The sequence below is a fragment of the Ammoniphilus resinae genome (assembly GCF_017873965.1).
Lineage (GTDB): Bacteria > Bacillota > Bacilli > Aneurinibacillales > RAOX-1 > Ammoniphilus_A > Ammoniphilus_A resinae.
In genome coordinates, this window is record NZ_JAGGKT010000008.1 from 111,570 (window position 1) to 130,821 (window position 19,252).

Genomic DNA, 19,252 nt, shown 5'->3' on the forward strand with positions numbered 1-19,252 from the left:
TAAAGAAGTGGCCAATACGTCATCTGAGCATTAAACCAGATCACATCGCTTTCCCGGAATAAGGAACTAATTTGTTTATCCTCTGCGCAAGGGCGAAGTCTTTCCCGGTAAGCCCTCCAGAAGTGTGAGTGGTTAAACTTAGTTTCACTTTACGAAAATCAATTTTGATTTCTGGATGGTGGTCCATCTCTTCTGCAAATTCAGCTACTTGGTTGACAAACGATATTGCTTCTTTAAAGCTGTTTAGCTCAATGGTTCGATCGATACAATTCCCATTCAGTTTCCACCCTGGCAGCTTTGAAATATTATACTCAATCTGTTCCTTAGAAAGTCTGGCCATTTTAATCCCCTCTCCTAAAAAAACGTATTGATAATATAAAGTATTTAATCCCAAAGTTGCAGATGACAATTTTCTCTGAAGTTGAGCTTTTATCCTTCAAGCTATCGCCTGCCAGCCTGAAATCCATTCCATCAGATCGTGGTAAATAGTTGATTGCTTGCTAAAACGGCATCCTCTTTCTCCCATTTTGCGATAAAAGAAGTCAATCGTTCGTTACTTGCTAGGATTGTTTCTCTCCTTTTCATCAATTCTTCTATTTTCGCCAAATTTCCATTCTCAAACCAATGAATCGCCTGTTTTTCAAGGTTTTCCAGTTTCATTTTCCTGAGAAAGACAATGTGTCTTAGCCGATCAAAACGATTAGAGAGAAAATCATCCCGTCCCACGGATCATCCTTCCTAGCCTTATGACAATTCGTCAATAATTTCTTTAAGTTTCTCAAGGACTTTTTCATTACGTTCTTTTTCCTTCATCAAAGTCCCGATCGCTTCGATATCATTCGAAGTAAAGTAGGTTAGTACCTCTTCCTTCATTTCTCCGGAGCGCTTTTCTAATTTGATTAACCCTCCAAGTAAATCTTCCAACACCTGATCTACTACAGTTTTTGAATTATCGGCTGTTCTTTCTTCTACTACACGAGTTTCCACGGCAGAGGCCACCTCCTGATACGATTGTTTGGTTTGTTCTTGCAAAGCAGCGGAATTATTCTCAGAATCGGTAAAATGGGGTTCTTCACCAGGTTGTCCCACAAGATAAAGCACCTCATCTTCAGCAAAGAAACGTTCGTCCAATTCAGGAAAAAACAGACACTTGTTCTTTGGTACGTTCAATTTCATTTGAATTAGCAATGGAATCTCCCTCATAGGAAGTTCCCCAATTCCTTGATTCATAAAGTATTGATATACTTGATCATTTACAGGCTCCCAATCACTTAAGACCCATCTTTTATCCAATTCCACTTGAGAAAATCTGCTGTCGGTAATCAGTCCCAGTCTATCAAAAGAAAAATTCCACGAAATAAGACTCAAGCTTCTTAATCGACGAAGAATGGTTTCCTCTGTTAAGGGAACTTTCGCATCGTTTAAAATTTTATATACATGTGATGCAATGGCATGTGGTTCTTGTTTATATTCGATAATTGCACGGGAATTTCCTTCACGAAATGGGGTTTTTTCTGCATTAAGCGCTGCTTGGATGAGTTTTTCGCCCTCTTCATGTTCTTCTTCAAAGAAAGAGACCAAGCGATGTGTAATTTCCCCGCGTGAAAGGGAACGTTCCCCTGGTTTAAAAACTTTCTTTAATAAACTAATGGCTGTAAAAAATTTCCCCTTCATACTTCATCCCCTTTCTCCTCTGTTTTATTTCATCATACCATGTTTTGGGAACCCTAACCACGAAAAAAAATGAAACAAACATTGTTAATATGCCGGATTTAAGCTAAACTAAGAGTTGTATTATGGAGCTTGAGAAACGTCTAAGAAAGGTCTGATACTATGTTCTCAAATATAGGGATTCCTGGGTTAATCATTATCTTGGTGATTGCTTTAGTTATTTTCGGTCCAAGCAAGCTTCCTGAATTAGGAAGAGCCGCTGGGAAAACATTAAGGGAGTTTAAAGATTCCGCCAAAGGAATTATGGATGACGATGATGTGAAGGAAGATCAGAAAAACGAGACGAAACAACTGAAATAGATTGTAGAAAAGATTCCATTATGGGATCTTTTCTTTTTGTCGCCTCATAAATTAACAAGAGGTGATCCGTGATGAATAAAAATTGGAGGATTCGAAGGAGAATCCCGGAATTAGATGATCTTTACCTGCTCACCTTAATTAAGGAAAATCTCGGACATTATCCATCTTCGTATGGACTTACCGATGAAAAAATAATAGATCTCTTGAACAAGTACACAGAGGTTTTTCTTTTGATGAGTAAAGCAGGTAGCCGGGTAGGATTTCTTGCGTGGACCGAAAAAGCGAAGGTCATGCTTCTAGAACTCTGTGTTCTAGAACCTCGTTACCAAGGAAAAGGGATCGCCACTTATTTCATGAAAAAAGTCGAGTCGAGAGCCAGACGAGGTGGCTTTTCCTCAATCCGCTTCTATGTCGACAGGAATAATGAACGGGCGCAACGTCTTTATCAAAGGTTTGGATATACCGTAAAACGGATCAATTGGCTTACACATACCATTCTGATGGAGAAGCGAATGTAAGAAGTTCCGGTAAATCTCAGGATATGACTTAAACCAAAAAAGGCAGCTGATACCAGCTACCACATTCACATAAGAAACGATTTTTTGGTCTGACTATCTACCATGGCACGAATCTCCATTAAGATCTTTTCAATTTCTTTAATATCATCCTGATACATTTGACTTAAATACCTGTTTCCCTTTAGATGGCGCTGAGTTTGCTCCAGCCGATACTGCAAATCCAAGACACGTAAATCCATTCCTAAACCCCCATGGTGTTCAATTTCACTCCACACTAACTTTATTCTTATAGGCACCGGAATATGCTTGAAAACACTTCCAAAAAAGAAAAAGACCTGATGCAAACCATCAGGTGGAAGTAGGAAATGAAATGGATTTAAAAACACTATAGCATACCTCGGCCCATCTGAATAGAAACTTCAGTCGACATATTTCGAGGTTTATGGCAAATCTTTTCTCCTGTACCCTATACTCTCCTATGGACATAAGAATTTCCACGAGGTATATTCATAGGTATAAAGGGAGTATATACGCACATCTGTCCCGTTCAGGGTGGGGGGAAAGAAATGAACATTCGTCAAGCAACGATGAAAGATATCGACACAATGTATGAATTAATCAATATGTATGCAGAGAAAGGCCTAATGCTCCATCGCTCGAAGCTATCCCTCTGCGAGACGCTAACTTGCTTTTCCGTTGTCGAAAGTTCTGAAGGGAAAGTGATCGGCGTTGGTGGCCTTCATATCCTTTGGGAGGACCTCGCAGAAATTCGCTCATTGGTTATTGCACCCGAGTATGCAGGTCAGGGTATCGGCAAAAAACTTGTGCATTACCTCTCTGAACGTGCCCAAGAGCTAGGGATTAAAAAGGTCATGGCTCTCACGTACCAAGAGCAGTTTTTCAACCATTGCGGTTTTCGGGTCGTTGAAAAAGAAACACTTCCTCATAAGGTCTGGCGGGATTGCGTTAACTGTTCAAAGTTTCCCGCATGCGATGAGATTGCCGTGTTGAAAGAGGTATTGTAAAAGGAGAGTCAACAGACTCTCCTTTTACTTTTTCTTATTCAATACATTCCCGATTAAGCCGAGAACTTTTTTGTCCACCAGATCTTCCGCCTTTTTAACAAGGTTCTGTACGGTCTGTAACAAATCCTCTTTGCCATTCCAATGTTCAAGCAGCACCTGTTTGTCTACATCATTCATCATCCGGCTAACGGCGTATGCTGCTAAAATAATATCATCCAAAAATCCAATCGGTCCCGAAATGAGTTCAGGGATGATGTCCAGTGGCGAGATAAAATAAGCAACGACGATGCCCGCAATCGTCTTAGACTTAGCGGATACTCGCTTATCCTTTAATAATCGAGCCATGAGAACAAAAAAATCAGGAGCCAGGAGAATATAAGGTGTCGCGGCATCAGCACGATGATTGGACTGTTTGCTTATAAAATCCTCGATCTTTTTTCGCAGCTTGTCGTAAAACCTTTGGTGCTCCTTTTCGAGAACAATGAGGTCCCCTGCCCCTTCTTTCCCGGGTTCCTCCTCCTCAGACGTAATCTTCTCAATTTGTTCCCATTCTCCATCTACTGATTTCTTTTTATCCCAAATTTTCATCGTAACGCCTCCTGCCACGTAAAGTTAGTCAATAACCTTACCCCAAAACAGCTCTGTCACTTGCGAATTTCTCACCGCGAATCCGTTCAAATTCCTTCAACAATCTCTCGATCGTCAATGTCTTTTTCTGTTCAGGATCTACATCAAGAATAATTCTTCCCTTATCCATCATAATTAATCGATTCCCAAGATCGATCGCCTGTTGCATATTATGAGTAACCATCAAGGTAGTAAGCCCCGAACGGTCAACAATTTCTCTTGTTAAATCCGTAATCAATGCTGCTCTTGAAGGGTCCAATGCTGCAGTGTGCTCGTCAAGCAAAAGTACTTTCGGCTTTGTAAAGGTTGCCATTAATAAGCTCAATGCCTGTCTTTCACCACCGGATAGAAGGCCTACCTTTGCAGTCAAACGGTCTTCCAAACCAAGGTGTAAAGACTCCAAGCTCTCCTTAAATAGGATTCGACGCTCTTTCGTGACCCCTTTACGAAGTCCGCGCTTTTTATCCCTGGAATAAGCCATTGCAAGATTCTCTTCAATCGTCATCGCAGGTGCCGTTCCAGCCATCGGATCCTGGAAGACGCGGCCAATGAGCGGCGCACGTTGGAATTCTTTTAGATTATTGACAACTTGTCCGTCAATTTCAACCGTTCCTTCATCTGGAATCAAAACACCAGATATAATGTTCATCAAAGTTGATTTTCCGGCTCCATTACTTCCGATGATCGTAACAAAATCACCCTTTTTAAGCTCCAACTGTATATCATCTAAAGCAATTTTTTCGTCGACAGTACCCTCATTAAATATTTTATTTATGTCCTTTAGTTTAAGCATTATTTTTGCCCCCTTCCAAGTGAGCCTTCATCTCGGAAGCGCTTTGCTTGCGCCGTGCATCTTTTTTCTTCTTATCTTTCCAGTTGTTGATCATCATTGGTGCAATCAAGGCAATAATAACTATTAAGGCCGTCATTAATTTCATATCCGATGGGCTGAGACCGACCCGCAACGCAAGGGCTACAACTAGACGATAGATAACGGCTCCACCGATAACAGCTAAGGTTGCGCGTCGAATCGAACGATCACCGAAGATAGCTTCACCGATAATAACGGATGCCAATCCAATAATAATCATCCCAATCCCCATGGATACATCTGAGAAGCCTTGATATTGTGCCATCAAGGCCCCGGACAAAGCCACAAGACCGTTGGAAAGGGCCACCCCAAGAATAATGGTATTATCCGTATTAGTAGAAAAGCTTCGGATCATCCTGGCGTTATTCCCTGTAGCACGTAAGGCCAATCCAACCTCTGTATCCAGGAACCGGTCAACAATAAGCTTGATCAGAATGACAAGAACAATAACAAACAATACAATGGAATATTTAGATAGGCTCTCACCCAGTCCAGAACTTGCTGTCTGAACCTGTGTAAGCAAGGTATCTTCTCCTAATAATCCAATATTCGCTTTCCCCATGATCCGCAGGTTGATCGAATAAAGAGCAATCATAGAAAGAATACCAGATAGTAGTGCATTAATTTTACCTTTGGTATGCAAAATCCCGGTAAGTGCACCAAAAATGATTCCGGCAATCACTGCTGCAATCGTTCCAAAGAAGGGGGAATACCCATTCACAATTAATACGGCTGCAACAGCTCCACCTGTTGTAAAACTACCATCCACAGTTAAATCAGGGAAATCTAATATTCTAAATGTTAGATAAACGCCCAAGGCCATAATGGCAAAAATAACACCTGATTCAAGGGACCCGAGCAATGCTGTTCCCATTTTTTCTCCTCCTTCATATGTCTGTTTTTCTACTACGTCGATTATTCTTCCTGTTGAAAAACAATCTAGTTGTCCTGGCGAGGGCTTCTTATTTCGTTTTTCGACCTGAAGCACTTTCTTTCGACACTGAAAAACAAAAAACATCAAATTTATCTAAGACAGATAGAAACTATTATAATATATATTTGAGATTTCTTTAAGTACAAGTTTTTGGACTTCAACGCTTTTATGCTGTCCAAGAAAAAAGGATTCCTGCATATTCTAGGAATCCTTTTTTCTTCCTTTGTCTATTCAATAATCACTGGGTTGTAAGGATTAAGTACTGGCATTAACTTTTCTAGATCAATCCCTTCGTTTGCAGCTGCTTTCTTATTTACAGCCAATTTCAATTCCTTAGGGAATTGTACAGGAATATCTCCTACTTTTGCTTCACCTTTTAACACCTTTATAGCCATTTCTCCAGTTAAATACCCTAGTTCAAAATAATCTGTACCAAAACCGGCAAATCCACCGTTCTTCACAGAATCCATTTCACCGACAAACATCGGCACATCATTATCCTCAGCAACCTTAATAATCGCTTGAAGGGCACCTACTGCCGTATTATCCTTTGGAATATAAAGCACATCAGCTCGTCCAAGCAATGATTCGGCAGCCTGCTTCACCTCAGTCGCATTGCTGGCGTTTGCTTCAACAGGTTCTAATCCGAATTCAGCCATGGCTTTTTTAGCGTTGTCCACATTAACGACAGAGTTCGCTTCACCAGAGTTATAGATCACCCCAACCTTTTTCGCATCAGGGAATAATTCTGTAATAGTCTTCATCATACTCTTAATCGCATCAGGGTGTGTATCGGAGGTTCCGGTGATGTTTTTCCCTGGTTTCTCCAGGTTGTCAACTAGCTTTGCCGACAGTGGATCTGTAATTGCTGTGAAGAACACCGGAATATCTGTCCCTTCCGTCGTCTTAACGATCGCTTGCGCGCTCGGTGTTGAAATCGCTAAAATCGCATCCTTCTTATCGCTGGCAAATTTCTGGGCAATTGTGCTAACTGTGCTTTGGTCCCCTTGTGCGGATTGATATTCAATCTCTACGGTTTCCCCATCCACATAACCGTTATCACTAAGCGCCTTGATAAATCCTTCTCGGGAAGCATCCAAAGAAGGATGTTCAACAATCTGCGTAATCCCAATCTTCAGTTTTTCGGCTGGCTTTTCAGTCTTCCCAGCATCAGCTTGCTGTGTAGAAGGTGCCGTGTCCGCTTTTGGTGCATCTACAGCCTTTCCACCGCCACCACCACAGGCAGCTAAGAATAAACAGGAAAGCAAGGTAAGAGTTGTCCAATGTTTTTTACCAATTTTTTTCATCGTGATCCCCCTATCAGAATCGTTCTAAGTTTTTTTATTATTATACATTAGGTCTTTTATCCTTTAAAGTACTTTTGCATTAAATTGCAAAAAAAAATAAGGAATGTAAATCATCCCTTATTTCTCAAAATAATAATTCATTTAGTGTTTTCTCCATATCTGCTGGCAATTCTGACGTAAAGGACATGATTTTTTTCGATCGGGGATGCGGAAAACTGAGGTATCTTGCATGGAGAGCTTGCCGATCCATCCATTCCTTTGTACCTCCATAAAGATCATCTCCCAAAAGAGGGTGTCCGATATAACTCATATGGACCCGGATCTGATGTGTTCTTCCAGTCTCCAACTTTAATTGGACATAGGAGGCGTTCTGTAATTCTTGTAAAACTTTAAAATGCGTAATAGCGTCCTGTCCATCCTCGCGGACCTCCCGTTCTACTAAGGATTCGGATTTCCGCGCGATCGGGGCCTGAATCGTCCCCTCTTCTTTATTCAGTTTACCGTGCACAAGCGCCTCATATACCCTAGTTAATTGGCGCTCGCGCTGGGTGATCGCCAATTGTTGATGCGCATATTGGTTTTTAGCTACAATCAATAATCCCGTCGTGTTTTTATCTAATCGATTCACGGCCCGAAATTTCCGATTAAACCCCTGTTCCATCCAATAATGAACAACCCCATTGGCCAAGGTGCCGTTAGGATGCAGCAAGGTTGGGTGGACACACTGATTTGCAGGTTTATTCAAAACCATGATATCCTCATCTTCAAATTGAATATCCAGTTTCATAGCTTCCGGTACAATGTTTTCCGATTCTTCCTCTGGCATCTTCATCGTGATTACATCCCCAACTGTAATTGGGTGATCTAAATAGGTAAAGATTCCATTCAGAAAAATGGACTGCTCTTGTTTCATCCGAACTAATAATTTTCGGGAGATCCCTTTTCTTTGCCGAAGAAAGCTTTTCATTGTTAAACCTGATTCATTAGATGAAACTGTATAGGTGATTGTTGTCCCTTCCAATTGGCTCCCCCTCCTATTACGAAGTCAAGAAATTTTTTCGGATAAAATTCTCATCATTTTCTCATAAATGGCCGTCAAGGTAAACCTCATCTGGACTGCAACATTTCTGTGTAAATACTGGAATCTATATTTATGTTAACTTGGATATAAGAACAACACAGAAATTCATCGAGGAGGAAAGAACAGATGTTGAAAACAAAATGGATTCTAATTCTGGCACTCATGTTTTCTATGTTTACTGGATTTCAGACCACTACACATGCCGCGACAATCTCTAAAGGAAAACATCTGATCAAAACAGCCAACAAATATCTTGGAACTCCTTACCGATTGGGTGCTCCATATGGAACTACACGGGTATTTGATTGTTCATCATTTACCAAATATGTTTTCGCGAAAAACGGCATTCGCCTGCCTAGAGTATCTCATCAGCAAGCTCGCGTGGGACGTTATGTTCCGAAAAGTAAACTTCGCATTGGAGATCTCCTCTTTTTCTCCACACCAAGTGACCGCGGGATTTCACATGTTGGAATCTACGCAGGGAACGGGAGATTTATCCATACCTTTGGAAAACCAAAAGGTGTAACGTATTCTAGTCTTAAGAACAAATGGTGGAGATCACATTATATCACAGCAAGACGCGTAGGATAACAGGGGGAATCCCCCTGTTATTTATTTTTTTGCGTACCGGAAAGTAGAAGATTCTAGCTTTCTACGCCATAGGCTTGGCGCCAGCTAAGTTTTCTTTAGGAAAGCGGACGATCACTTCTGTTCCTTGACCTGGAGAGCTTTTCACCTCCATTTCGCCCCCATATCTTGACGCAATGGAGTTTGCGATGGATAGCCCCAATCCCTTCCCTCCTGTTGAACGATTTCGTACCTTATCTACGCGATAAAATCGATCCAAGACAAACGGCAAATCTTCTTCTGGGATACCGATCCCTTTATCCTTTACCCCCATTTCCACAAAATCCTGATCCTCATTAAGCCAAACCAACACTTCTTTTTCACTGTATTTGATGGCATTATCCAAAAAGATCACCAACAATTGTTTTAACCTTTGTTCACTGATTGGATAGAAGACCTGCCGCTTTTCTACTTGCAAACGAATATTCCGTTGGTAGACATGTCGAAAAGGTTTAATACTTTTCTTTAGAAACGAAACGAGCTCCAGCGGGGCCAAATTTACATTTTCCCTTTCGATCGTGGCAATATCCAACAAGGATTCAGTCAACTGGCGTAACCGCTCGGCCTCTGACTTAATTTCGCGTATCGCTTCCTCTTGAATCTCCGGGTCCTTACTCCCCCATCTTCTCAACAAATTGGCATAGCTCTCAATAACGGTTAAAGGGGTCCGTAACTCATGTGAAACATCGGCCAGAAAACGCTGCTGCTGCGCAAAGGTAGATTCAATCCGATCGAGCATTTCATTGAAAGTAATCGATAACTCATAAATCTCATCCTTTGAGTTAGAAGAGACATCTATCCTTTTGCTAAGCCCTAATCCGTGAATATCTTTGATGGTACGAATGATTTCGGTAATTGGATACAGAGCCAATTGCGCAAATAAATAGCCGCCAATCAACGAAAAAACGATGGAAAGAAGAGTCGAAGTCCACTGAATAGAATTTAAATTTTGCACATAAGCATCCATCGTTTTTAGTGCTCGCCCAATTTCAAGAGTACCCATATTATTCCCATGTTCAAGAATTGGGACTCGAACAAAGAGAATCCTACCTTCATCCGAATGAATCAATTCACTTTCTCGAATTAAAACAGGAACGGGTTCAATTTCTGCCAACTTCCAGTCCGCTGAAACTTGCTGTTTAATATTCCCATCTTCATCAAGCACACGAATGATTTCATTATTTACCAGATTTTCTAAGAGCTCGTCTTCACTCTGGAAAACATTTGTAACATCACTAGATAAAATAATATCTGCCTTATTATATAGAAGGGCAACTTCACTTTCCGTTGAAACCCTTAAAAAAAAGAAATAAAGAAGGATATTAAATATAATGAGAATCAAGGAAAGCCAAAGAGTTGAATATATCGTTAGCTTCCATTTAATTTTCATCTTTATCTTTCAGCACGTAGCCTATTCCTCGCTTGGTATGAATTAGTTTGGGTGAAAAACCCTTATCTATTTTTTGACGAAGATAGCGAATATACACGTCAACGATATTGGTGTCACCCATGAAATCATAACCCCAAACCTCAGCCAAAAGCTTTTCTCTAGACAGCACTTCCCCCGCGTTCTTTGTTAAATAGAGCAAAAGATCAAATTCCCTTGGGGTTAAATCAATCTCGGAGTCGCCCCGTTTAACATTTCGCGTTTTCGTGTCGATGTAGAGATCCTGAAACGATACCGTATCCGCTTCCTTTTGCTCGATTTGGCTAGAATAGCGCAACAACGAGCGAATGCGAGCAAGCAATTCCTCAATCGCAAAAGGTTTGGTCATGTAATCATTGGCTCCAAAATCCAAGCCACTGACTTTGTCCGGAATGGAATCGCGGGCTGTCAGAAGAATAATCGGTTTGTGGATCCCTGCTCCACGGATTTTACGCAGAACCTCCAGCCCCGACATGCTAGGCAGCATCACGTCAAGGATCATCAGATCCCACTCCTCCTGTATTCCGATTTCAAGCCCCTTCTTTCCGTCTCCCTCCACCATCGTTTCATATCCTTCATATTGCAATTCAAGGGCCAGTACCCGTGCAATCTTTCCTTCATCTTCAATAATGAAAATTTTGTTCATATTCATTATAAAAAAGCACTCTTAAAACGTATCAACGGGGTCAAACATCTGTCGAAAATTGTTCGAATACATGTATCCCATATAATTTTCGACAGAGGTCTGGCCCCATAAAGAGTGTTTTTTATAGCTTCCTCCTCCGTGAAGATCGTTCATTTGGTACACTTGATAAATCTGTACGAAGAATTTGCTGGATTTCAAATTCAGTTTCCCCACGAAATTGCTCATTTAACTCATCGCAATATAGTAGAGATTGATAAAGAACAAAGCGGAAAGAAAGGGAATTCAATTCGATCTGATAGACTTGATCCGGATTTATCAAATCAACAATTTCAACCAGGTGTGTCTGGTGTGGATGATATGTAAAAGGAACCATATATCCCATATGCTTTAAGATGGCCCCAATAGAGAAGATACCGTGGTGATCATAATCAAAGGTTTGCCGATCATAAAATAACAACTGCCATAAATCCTCTAATTTCTGCTTATGCAGATCGATCGGTTTCCCCATCCTAACAACAGCTCCATCATCCTGAACAAAGTAAATATAATCTCGATAATGAAAGATCAGTTCTTCATTGTCCATTTCAAAAGGAAATAAAATATATTTAGAAGGAATCAACATCTTCCAGATTTCAACCGCCGATTTATCCAACAAAAACATCGCTTTCACCTCTTGCTAGCATTGTTCACCGAAGAAGTAGCAGCTATACCACTTTCAGATCAAAGTTTTTTCAGAAATGGAAAATATAAAGATTTAAAACCTTTCAATATGTGATATATTTATTTAAAATAAATAAAATAAAAATTCAAAAAGGTAGGGGGAAGAGAATGAATAAGGTTCAACCGTTCAAGAAAGTTTTAGTTGCCAATCGCGGTGAAATTGCCATCCGCGTTTTTCGGGCTTGCACTGAGCTAGGAATTCGCACCGTAGCCGTCTATTCTGAGCAGGATAATATTTCTTTACATCGATTTAAAGCAGATGAAGCTTATCTAATCGGTGAAGGAAAAGGTCCTATTGAGGCCTATCTGGACATCGAAAGCATTCTCGAAGTAGCCAAGAGAAATGATGTCGATGCCATCCACCCAGGCTACGGATTTCTCGCAGAAAATGCCGAGTTCGCTGTGAGATGCCAGGAAGAAGGAATCGTCTTTATTGGTCCAAATCCAGAGCATATTCAAATGTTTGGGGACAAGGTCGACGCCAGGGAAATGGCGGTTAAAGCAGGTATTCCTGTCATTCCGGGTACCCCCCAACCGATCAGCAGCTACGAGGAAGCTGTTTCATTTGGACAACAACACGGTTATCCAATTATTATCAAGGCAGCATCTGGCGGTGGCGGACGAGGCATGCGCATTGTGCAGAGAGAAGAGCAACTCCAGGAAGCCCTTGATCGCGCACGTTCCGAAGCTAAATCGGCATTTGGCAATGCTGCCGTTTACTTGGAAAAATACCTGGATAAGCCTAAGCACATTGAGGTACAAATCCTGGCCGACCGTTATGGACATGTCGTGCATTTATTTGAACGCGATTGTTCGATTCAGCGCCGGCACCAAAAAGTTGTCGAAGTCGCACCAAGTGTTTCCCTACCTATTCAGCTTCGTGAGCAAATCAACCAGTCCGCACTCCAGCTTATGCAAAAAGCTGGCTACATCAACGCCGGAACTGTAGAGTTCCTAGTCACACCAGATAACCAATTTTATTTCATCGAAGTCAATCCACGTGTACAGGTCGAACATACGATTACTGAAATGATTACAGGGATCGATATTGTGCAATCGCAAATTCGCATTGCTGAGGGATATGCTTTGCAGGATCCGGAGATCGGAATTAAATCTCAAGAACAAATATCGATTCGTGGTTATGCCATTCAATGCCGGGTAACCACCGAGGATCCAGCACGGAATTTTATCCCCGAAACCGGAAGGTTGCTAGCCTACCGCTCAGGTGGTGGATTCGGTATTCGCTTGGATGCTGGAAATGGATATACCGGGGCTGTCATCACCCCCCATTATGATTCCTTGCTTGTAAAGGTTTCGGCGTGGGCCATGAACTACGGGCAAGCAGCAAATAAAATGTACCGTACCCTAACTGAATTCCGAATTCGCGGAGTCAAAACGAATATTCCATTCCTTGAAAACGTCGTCCAGCACCCGAAGTTTTTAACGGGAGATTATAATACCTCTTTCATCGATACAACGGAGGAATTATTCGAATTCGCGGAACGAAAAGACCGCGGAACGAAGCTTTTGACTTATATCGGGGAAACCATCGTAAATGGACACCCGGGACTGCCGAGGGGGAAAAAGCCAAACTTTGCTGATCCACGGATTCCGAATGTATCTTTCAAAACTTCCTATCCTGATGGAACGAAGCAAATCCTAGAGCAAAAAGGCGCGGCCGGTTTGGTAGAATGGATTAAGAATCAGGATCAGCTGTTATTAACAGATACAACTTTCCGTGATGCCCACCAATCCCTGTTTGCTACCCGTTTCCGTACCTATGATATGGCGCAAATTGCGGAAGCAACAGGTAAACTGGCCTCCGGACTGTTCTCCCTGGAGATGTGGGGCGGAGCAACCTTTGATACCAGTATGAGATTTCTCAATGAGGATCCTTGGGATCGACTGCGCACACTTCGCGAGTTGATTCCGAATGTACTCTTCCAAATGCTTCTTAGAGGAGCAAATGCGGTGGGATATGCAAACTATCCTGATAACGTCATTCGGAAGTTTGTCCAACTTTCGTCAGAAGCAGGCATCGATGTTTTCCGGATCTTTGACAGCTTGAACTGGATCGAAGGAATGCGTACAGCCATTGATTCTGTTTTAGAAAATGGAAAAATTGCAGAAGCTGCCATTTGCTATACCGGAGATATTCTCGATGCAAACCGGGACAAATACTCTCTAAAATATTATATAAATTTGGCCAAAGAATTGGAAAAGGCCGGGGCCCATATTTTGTGTATCAAAGATATGGCAGGTTTATTAAAACCGTATGCGGCTTATGAATTAATCCACAACTTAAAGCAAGAAGTCGGCATCCCTATTCACCTTCATACCCATGATTCAAGTGGAAACCAACTAGCTACTCTAATGAAGGCCTATGAAGCAGGAATTGACATTGTTGATGGAGCCATTAGCTCCATGTCCGGTTTTACTTCACAGCCTAGTTTAAATGGATTTGTTTCCGCCTTGAAAGGGCAAGTTAGAGAGCCAAAATTAAGTGAAACCAATTTACAAAAACTTGCCGATTACTGGGAGGATGTAAGAGAGTATTATGGGGGCTTTGAAGGTGGGATGAAATCCCCAAGTTCTGAAGTTTACCTTCATGAAATGCCTGGCGGACAATATTCTAATTTGCATCAGCAAGCGAAGGCTGTCGGACTTGGAGACCGTTGGGATGAAGTCAAGCAAATGTACCGTGTGGTGAACCACATGTTCGGAGATATCGTAAAGGTTACCCCTTCATCTAAGGTCGTGGGAGATATGGCTCTCTTTATGGTGCAAAATGATCTTTCTGAACAGGATGTCTATGAAAAAGGGGAAAGACTTGATTTTCCAGATTCGGTGATCCAATTCTTCCAAGGCTATCTTGGCCAACCACCAGGCGGTTTCCCAGAACGATTACAACAAATTGTCTTGAAAGGAAAAGATCCCATCACCTGCCGTCCTGGAGAATTGCTGCCTCCAGTTGACTTTGCCAAGGTACAAGCTGAATTGGAAGAAAAAGTGGGCCGCACTGTCAGTGAAGAAGATGTGATGTCCTATATCATGTATCCAAAGGTATTCCAGGATAAAGAAAAAATCACCAATGATTATGGGCAAATTTCCGTCCTTGACACACCAACCTTCTTCTATGGCTTGCGCCTAGGAGAAGAAATATCAGTAGCCATTGAACAGGGTAAAACCTTGGTCGTCAAGTTAATTTCCATCGGCGAAAATTCGCTCGATGGTACCCGTACCATTTACTTTGAACTAAACGGTCAGCCAAGGGAGATTACCATTCGTGATCTGTCGGCAAAAGTTTCTATTCAGGTTAACCGCAAGGCAGATCCATCCAACCCGAATGAGATCGGGGCAACCATGCCAGGAAAAGTTTTAAAACTGATGGTTGAAGCCGGAGAAAAAGTGAAGAAAGGTGAACATCTTCTCGTGACTGAAGCGATGAAAATGGAAACAACCATTCAAGCTCCGTTCAGCGGAACGGTCCGGGCGCTTCATGTGAAAAACGGCGACACGATCGAAACAGGTGACTTGTTAATTGAATTGGAAAAAGATAAATAGTATCTGAGGTAGAAGAAAAGACTGATTCCCTTGGGATCAGCCTTTTCTTTTTATGTTTTATTGCAGGTCAAACGGATCCTCGCCATTTTCTTTGCTTTTACTTTTATTCTTACCACTGTTTACCATGCCCTGCAGCTTATCCAAAAATTGCGGAGCAAATTCCATTATCTTATCATATAATTGATTGCTTCCTTCTAATGGAACAGTCTTGACTCCATTTTTTCCAACAACGAGAAAGGCTACAGGTGTGATCGAAACTCCGCCACCGCTTCCTCCGCCAAATGGCATGGACTTACTTGTCCCATCCTTCTCTTTACCGCTTGTTTCTGCCTCGTATTCAAATTCACTACCTCCTGCAGCAAACCCAAAACCCACTTTTGAGATAGGAAGGATTACGCTTCCATCCGGGGTTTCTACAGGATCGCCGACAATGGTGTTGACATCTACCATTTCTTTCAGATTTTCCATTGCCGTTTGCATCAAGCCCTGAATAGGGTGCTCTGCCATCTTCCTTCACGCCCTTTTCTTAAATTCAACATGATTCGGGTCCCTGCTATGATAGCATGTCCGATTTTAAATCGGAGTATGCAATGAAAATGGGTGTCTACCGTTTCACTTCGAAAAGCTGGCACCACGTTAATCTGGGGAATTGTTTTTAGCGTAATAAAATGAAATAGAATTCCTAAAAAGGTGGTTTTTATCCCCCATATTAAACCGGTAACTACGCCTGTTGCTGCTGCGTCCCCCACCCCTACCTGTGTATTCCACTGGAGGTTTTCACAGATAAAAAACTTCATGGTTTTTTTGGCAATTTCATTTAAATCATGTACGCGAAGTTTAAGCAGGCGGATTTTTTGGAAATAGCGACGGATTCGAGCAGGTGTAAGCCAAAATTTCTTTTTTCCTACAGACACGTCCTTTCCTGCCATTGTGTCTACCTTTCTGTCCACTTTCACCCCGTCAAACATGGAACGAATTTGCAACATCGGGATTTGATAACGCAAAGTGATTAACCCAAACCAAATTTTTACCTCAATATGGATGATGTCATTTTCTTTCTTTCTTTTATATTCGATCTTAATTCGAACTGTAGTAAAATAGATAAAAATAAATAGGATTATGAGTGCCACGAAAAACCATATCATCCGTAAACTACCACCTCTCGCTTCTATTATGAACCCCGCTTGCAAAGATTACTCAAATTAATTCCCGAAAAAACATCTCTTAAAAGGGGATACTAATTTTATGGAGGTGGCTCATTTGAATGACAATAAGCGGTTGAAGGAATTAGTTGAAAAGGGTAAATATACAACCCTTAGTAATAAGGAGTTGCTGGAAATGATTCAACTGATTGGTCCGGAGAAGGCAATGGAAGCGATGCAAAAAGAAAAAAGCTAAAAGAAAAGCAAGAAAGGCAGGAACTTTTCAGTTCCTGCCTTTCTCCATTGAGTGTATTCAATTATTGACGGAAACCAGAAAGTTGTTGTTCAGCAAACTGAACAAGACGCTTAGTGATTTCCCCACCCACAGAACCGTTAGCTCGAGAAGTTTGATCTGCTCCTAGTTCAACACCGAACTCACGAGCGATTTCAAACTTCATTTGATCAAGAGCTTGAGAAGCTCCGGAAACAAGTTTTTGATTGCTATTGTTAGCCATGTGTATCACCTCCTTGTTGGTGTAAACATATAGTTTCTCAAAAAGGGATACATCATTCATTCATACATATGTTAATTTTTGGGAGTTGCATTGGTCTTCTCTAAGATAATTTCTCCCACCTGTTTAGCCGCATTTGGCCGACTTATCTGCTGCGCTTTCTGCCTTAGTAAGATTAGATCGCGTGGATTCACCAATAATTGTTGAACCAAACGGATAATTTCTTCTGGAGATTTCGCCTGCCAGGCTGCTTCTGAGGCGAGAAGAAAACGGGTATTCCGTTCTTCTTGTCCTGGAATTGGTTTATAGATTAAAAGCGGCAAAGAACAAGCTAAAGCCTCCGATACGGTCAACCCCCCCGGTTTTCCTATCAACAAATCCGCAGCCTGCATCCATTCATTCATATTACTAACATAGTCATGCAAGAACACAGGATGAAGATACTCAGTTAGAAGGGACTCTATCTCACGCCGTAATTTCTGATTGTTCCCCACAAAAACAGAAACCGTTAGATTTCCATCCACTTTTCCCAATGCCGACAGAATCTCTTCGTAAGCGCCAACTCCTAAACCTCCACCCGTGACCAATATATGAAAATGATTCGGAGGGATTTGTAAGTAATTACGTATCGTTTCCCTTGAAAGCGATTGATTAAAAACAGGATCGATGGGGATTCCTGTAACAAAAATGTTCTCCGCAGAAATACCATAATGCTCAACCATTTGCTTTTTTAGCTGATCTGCCCCGACAAAATAAAAATCCACCTCTGGAAAAATCCAAAAGGGATTAATCAAAAAGTCTGTAAAGGCTGCACCTAGAACAAATGAATGAGGATATTTTTGCTTTAATTCCACTAATCCTCCCAGGCAAAATGCATGTGTGCTAATCACCACATCCGGTGATTCCTCTTTAATATAGGATTCCAGTCGTCTTCCTGTGAATTTCCTCAGCAAATCCTTCCCGAGGAAGCTCCATTGCCTTTCCCGATTATACGCCCATCCCCATAGTGGGGATGCACGCTGAATCGTACTTAAATAAAGATGACTTGTCACCTTTTCGAGCAGCGGACTAACCCTAGTTAAAGATGTATCAATCTTGATTTCCGCTTTTGGATACAATAAATGAATGCCCTTTGCAACATTTTTTGCGGCTATGGTATGTCCAGAGCCCGCAATCGATTCGGAAAGAATAAGAATCCGCACGACTAGACACCTTCCTTACTATGAAACGGGGTTGCCCCCTAAAGCGGTCTTATTATTCCATTATGTCCATAAATTCCCTATTATTTCACCCGGTAAATGGTAAACATATTTGTTCTCCAGATCTTTCCCGCAAAAAGAATAATTGCGGTAATAATCAAAGGCAATATTGTATCCCAATAAGGAACTATTTTAATATTTTGCATCATCCCTTGAACCATTGAATCTTCTAATACCATGGTGAGGGCTGTAAAACTCAAAACACCTGAGCCAAAATAAATAAGAATCGGATATTCGTTCATCCATGTAGCCACAATGCTGCTTCCCCACATGAGAAGCGGCACACTTAATGCTAAACCAAACACCACCAGGAAAAGATTTCCCTTTGCTGCTCCTCCAATCGCCAAGACATTATCAAGGCTCATCACAAAGTCTGCAACAATAATAATTTTCACTGCCTCCCAAATATTTTTCCCCGAGGGAATCGAAGAATGTTCCTCTTGTTGAATCAGTAGTTTTATGGAAATCCATACCAATAAAATTCCGCCCACTATTTTGATATACGGAACAGCCATAAGCCAGGTAGCCATTCCCGTGAGGAAGATTCTTAATATGACCGCTCCGAGCGTTCCCCATAAAATCGCCTGTTTTCTTTGCTTCGGCGGGAGTTTCCTGCTGGCCATTCCGACCACAACTGCATTATCTCCGCTCAACACCAGATCAATGATAATGATATTTATAAAAGCCAAATAGAACTCCAAGTCCAAACTCATCCCCTCCTCCCTGTAAAAATATTTATATTACACTTGTCCTATTTTAAGACCCTTGAAAATTAGAACTCCTATTTTTTGTTTATACATAAAGAAAATTTAAAAACAATGATTGATTAAGATTTGAAAATATGCTTTAATACATACAAGCGTTTAAGTGAAAAGGGAGAACAGACCCTCCTAATCATTTTATGAATCAAATGAATTATTATTGAAATTCGGACAACTTGCTGTTATCCTATTTTTAAATCA

Annotated in this window: 23 protein-coding genes; 6 read left to right on the forward strand and 17 right to left on the reverse strand. The window is 41.4% G+C overall.

Going from position 1 to position 19,252, the window contains the following annotated elements; all coding sequences use genetic code 11:
• Positions 1-40: 40 nt before the first annotated feature.
• The 3 genes from J2Z37_RS13960 to J2Z37_RS13970 form a co-directional block, all read right to left on the reverse strand.
• A complete protein-coding gene (locus J2Z37_RS13960) occupies positions 41-340 on the reverse strand; it encodes a 4a-hydroxytetrahydrobiopterin dehydratase (protein ID WP_245203807.1) in 300 nt (99 codons plus the stop codon).
• Positions 341-471: 131 nt separating this feature from the next.
• Positions 472-660 carry a hypothetical protein gene (locus tag J2Z37_RS13965; RefSeq protein WP_209810888.1) on the reverse strand — a complete coding sequence of 63 codons (189 nt, stop codon included), beginning with the start codon at positions 658-660 and terminating at the stop codon, positions 472-474.
• Positions 661-744: 84 nt separating this feature from the next.
• A complete protein-coding gene (locus tag J2Z37_RS13970) occupies positions 745-1,674 on the reverse strand; it encodes a hypothetical protein (RefSeq protein ID WP_209810889.1) in 930 nt (309 codons plus the stop codon).
• Positions 1,675-1,833: 159 nt separating this feature from the next.
• Between J2Z37_RS13970 and tatA the strand changes: the two genes are divergently transcribed.
• Positions 1,834-2,031, forward strand: a complete 198-nt coding sequence (gene tatA / locus J2Z37_RS13975; protein ID WP_209810890.1) for a twin-arginine translocase TatA/TatE family subunit — start codon at positions 1,834-1,836, stop codon at positions 2,029-2,031.
• A 71-nt stretch (positions 2,032-2,102) separates the two neighbouring features.
• Positions 2,103-2,549 carry a GNAT family N-acetyltransferase gene (locus J2Z37_RS13980; RefSeq protein WP_209810891.1) on the forward strand — a complete coding sequence of 149 codons (447 nt, stop codon included), beginning with the start codon at positions 2,103-2,105 and terminating at the stop codon, positions 2,547-2,549.
• A gap of 65 nt (positions 2,550-2,614) precedes the next feature.
• Here the strand turns inward: J2Z37_RS13980 and J2Z37_RS13985 are convergent, their stop codons facing one another.
• Complete coding sequence (locus tag J2Z37_RS13985) at positions 2,615-2,788, reverse strand: hypothetical protein (RefSeq protein ID WP_209810892.1); 174 nt, start codon at positions 2,786-2,788, stop codon at positions 2,615-2,617.
• 327 nt (positions 2,789-3,115) lie between these two features.
• Here J2Z37_RS13985 and J2Z37_RS13990 point away from each other — a divergent pair, with 327 nt between their 5' ends.
• Positions 3,116-3,574: an N-acetyltransferase gene (locus tag J2Z37_RS13990; RefSeq protein ID WP_209810893.1), complete on the forward strand. Its 459-nt coding sequence runs from the start codon at positions 3,116-3,118 to the stop codon at positions 3,572-3,574.
• A 24-nt stretch (positions 3,575-3,598) separates the two neighbouring features.
• Here J2Z37_RS13990 and J2Z37_RS13995 read toward each other — a convergent pair whose 3' ends face one another.
• The 5 genes from J2Z37_RS13995 to J2Z37_RS14015 form a co-directional block, all read right to left on the reverse strand.
• Positions 3,599-4,162 (reverse strand): YkvA family protein, encoded by a 564-nt coding sequence (locus J2Z37_RS13995; RefSeq protein WP_209810894.1) that lies wholly within the window; start codon positions 4,160-4,162, stop codon positions 3,599-3,601.
• Between the two features lie 37 nt (positions 4,163-4,199).
• Positions 4,200-4,994: an ABC transporter ATP-binding protein gene (locus J2Z37_RS14000; protein ID WP_209810895.1), complete on the reverse strand. Its 795-nt coding sequence runs from the start codon at positions 4,992-4,994 to the stop codon at positions 4,200-4,202.
• The gene (locus J2Z37_RS14005; RefSeq protein ID WP_209810896.1) at positions 4,987-5,946 is read right to left on the reverse strand and encodes an ABC transporter permease; all 960 of its coding nucleotides are present in this window, start codon (positions 5,944-5,946) and stop codon (positions 4,987-4,989) included. The genes J2Z37_RS14000 and J2Z37_RS14005 overlap by 8 nt, the downstream gene beginning before the upstream one ends.
• 287 nt (positions 5,947-6,233) lie before the next feature.
• Complete coding sequence (locus tag J2Z37_RS14010) at positions 6,234-7,313, reverse strand: ABC transporter substrate-binding protein (protein ID WP_209810897.1); 1,080 nt, start codon at positions 7,311-7,313, stop codon at positions 6,234-6,236.
• A 124-nt stretch (positions 7,314-7,437) separates the two neighbouring features.
• A complete protein-coding gene (locus J2Z37_RS14015; RefSeq protein WP_245203808.1) occupies positions 7,438-8,334 on the reverse strand; it encodes an RluA family pseudouridine synthase in 897 nt (298 codons plus the stop codon).
• A gap of 186 nt (positions 8,335-8,520) precedes the next feature.
• On the opposite strand from J2Z37_RS14015, the gene J2Z37_RS14020 reads away from it, so the two are divergent.
• Positions 8,521-8,985, forward strand: coding sequence for a C40 family peptidase (locus J2Z37_RS14020; protein ID WP_209810898.1), 465 nt, complete (start codon positions 8,521-8,523; stop codon positions 8,983-8,985).
• A gap of 61 nt (positions 8,986-9,046) precedes the next feature.
• Here the strand turns inward: J2Z37_RS14020 and J2Z37_RS14025 are convergent, their stop codons facing one another.
• From J2Z37_RS14025 to J2Z37_RS14035, 3 genes are all read right to left on the reverse strand, one after another.
• Positions 9,047-10,411, reverse strand: a complete 1,365-nt coding sequence (locus J2Z37_RS14025; protein WP_209810899.1) for a sensor histidine kinase — start codon at positions 10,409-10,411, stop codon at positions 9,047-9,049.
• Entirely contained in the window at positions 10,401-11,099 is a 699-nt protein-coding gene (locus tag J2Z37_RS14030) for a response regulator transcription factor (RefSeq protein ID WP_209810900.1), read from the reverse strand. Before J2Z37_RS14030 ends, J2Z37_RS14025 begins: the two co-directional genes overlap by 11 nt.
• Before the next feature lie 115 nt (positions 11,100-11,214).
• Positions 11,215-11,754, reverse strand: coding sequence for a hypothetical protein (locus tag J2Z37_RS14035; RefSeq protein WP_209810901.1), 540 nt, complete (start codon positions 11,752-11,754; stop codon positions 11,215-11,217).
• Positions 11,755-11,921: 167 nt separating this feature from the next.
• Here J2Z37_RS14035 and pyc point away from each other — a divergent pair, with 167 nt between their 5' ends.
• The gene (gene pyc, locus J2Z37_RS14040; protein ID WP_209810902.1) at positions 11,922-15,377 is read left to right on the forward strand and encodes a pyruvate carboxylase; all 3,456 of its coding nucleotides are present in this window, start codon (positions 11,922-11,924) and stop codon (positions 15,375-15,377) included.
• A gap of 57 nt (positions 15,378-15,434) precedes the next feature.
• On the opposite strand, the gene ytfJ is transcribed toward pyc, so the two are convergent.
• Both ytfJ and J2Z37_RS14050 read right to left on the reverse strand, forming a co-directional pair.
• Positions 15,435-15,884, reverse strand: a complete 450-nt coding sequence (ytfJ, locus tag J2Z37_RS14045) for a GerW family sporulation protein (protein ID WP_209810903.1) — start codon at positions 15,882-15,884, stop codon at positions 15,435-15,437.
• Positions 15,857-16,522 (reverse strand): DUF2953 domain-containing protein, encoded by a 666-nt coding sequence (locus J2Z37_RS14050; RefSeq protein WP_209810904.1) that lies wholly within the window; start codon positions 16,520-16,522, stop codon positions 15,857-15,859. The genes ytfJ and J2Z37_RS14050 overlap by 28 nt, the downstream gene beginning before the upstream one ends.
• Positions 16,523-16,637: 115 nt before the next feature.
• On the opposite strand from J2Z37_RS14050, the gene J2Z37_RS14055 reads away from it, so the two are divergent.
• Entirely contained in the window at positions 16,638-16,775 is a 138-nt protein-coding gene (locus J2Z37_RS14055; protein WP_209810905.1) for a hypothetical protein, read from the forward strand.
• A gap of 61 nt (positions 16,776-16,836) precedes the next feature.
• On the opposite strand, the gene J2Z37_RS14060 is transcribed toward J2Z37_RS14055, so the two are convergent.
• The 3 genes from J2Z37_RS14060 to J2Z37_RS14070 all read right to left on the reverse strand — a co-directional run bounded on the left by J2Z37_RS14060 (position 16,837) and on the right by J2Z37_RS14070 (position 19,003).
• Positions 16,837-17,034 carry an alpha/beta-type small acid-soluble spore protein gene (locus tag J2Z37_RS14060; protein ID WP_209810906.1) on the reverse strand — a complete coding sequence of 66 codons (198 nt, stop codon included), beginning with the start codon at positions 17,032-17,034 and terminating at the stop codon, positions 16,837-16,839.
• Positions 17,035-17,105: 71 nt separating this feature from the next.
• The gene (locus J2Z37_RS26030) at positions 17,106-18,233 is read right to left on the reverse strand and encodes an MGDG synthase family glycosyltransferase (protein ID WP_209810907.1); all 1,128 of its coding nucleotides are present in this window, start codon (positions 18,231-18,233) and stop codon (positions 17,106-17,108) included.
• Between the two features lie 80 nt (positions 18,234-18,313).
• Entirely contained in the window at positions 18,314-19,003 is a 690-nt protein-coding gene (locus J2Z37_RS14070) for a TerC family protein (RefSeq protein ID WP_245203809.1), read from the reverse strand.
• Positions 19,004-19,252 lie beyond the last annotated feature (249 nt).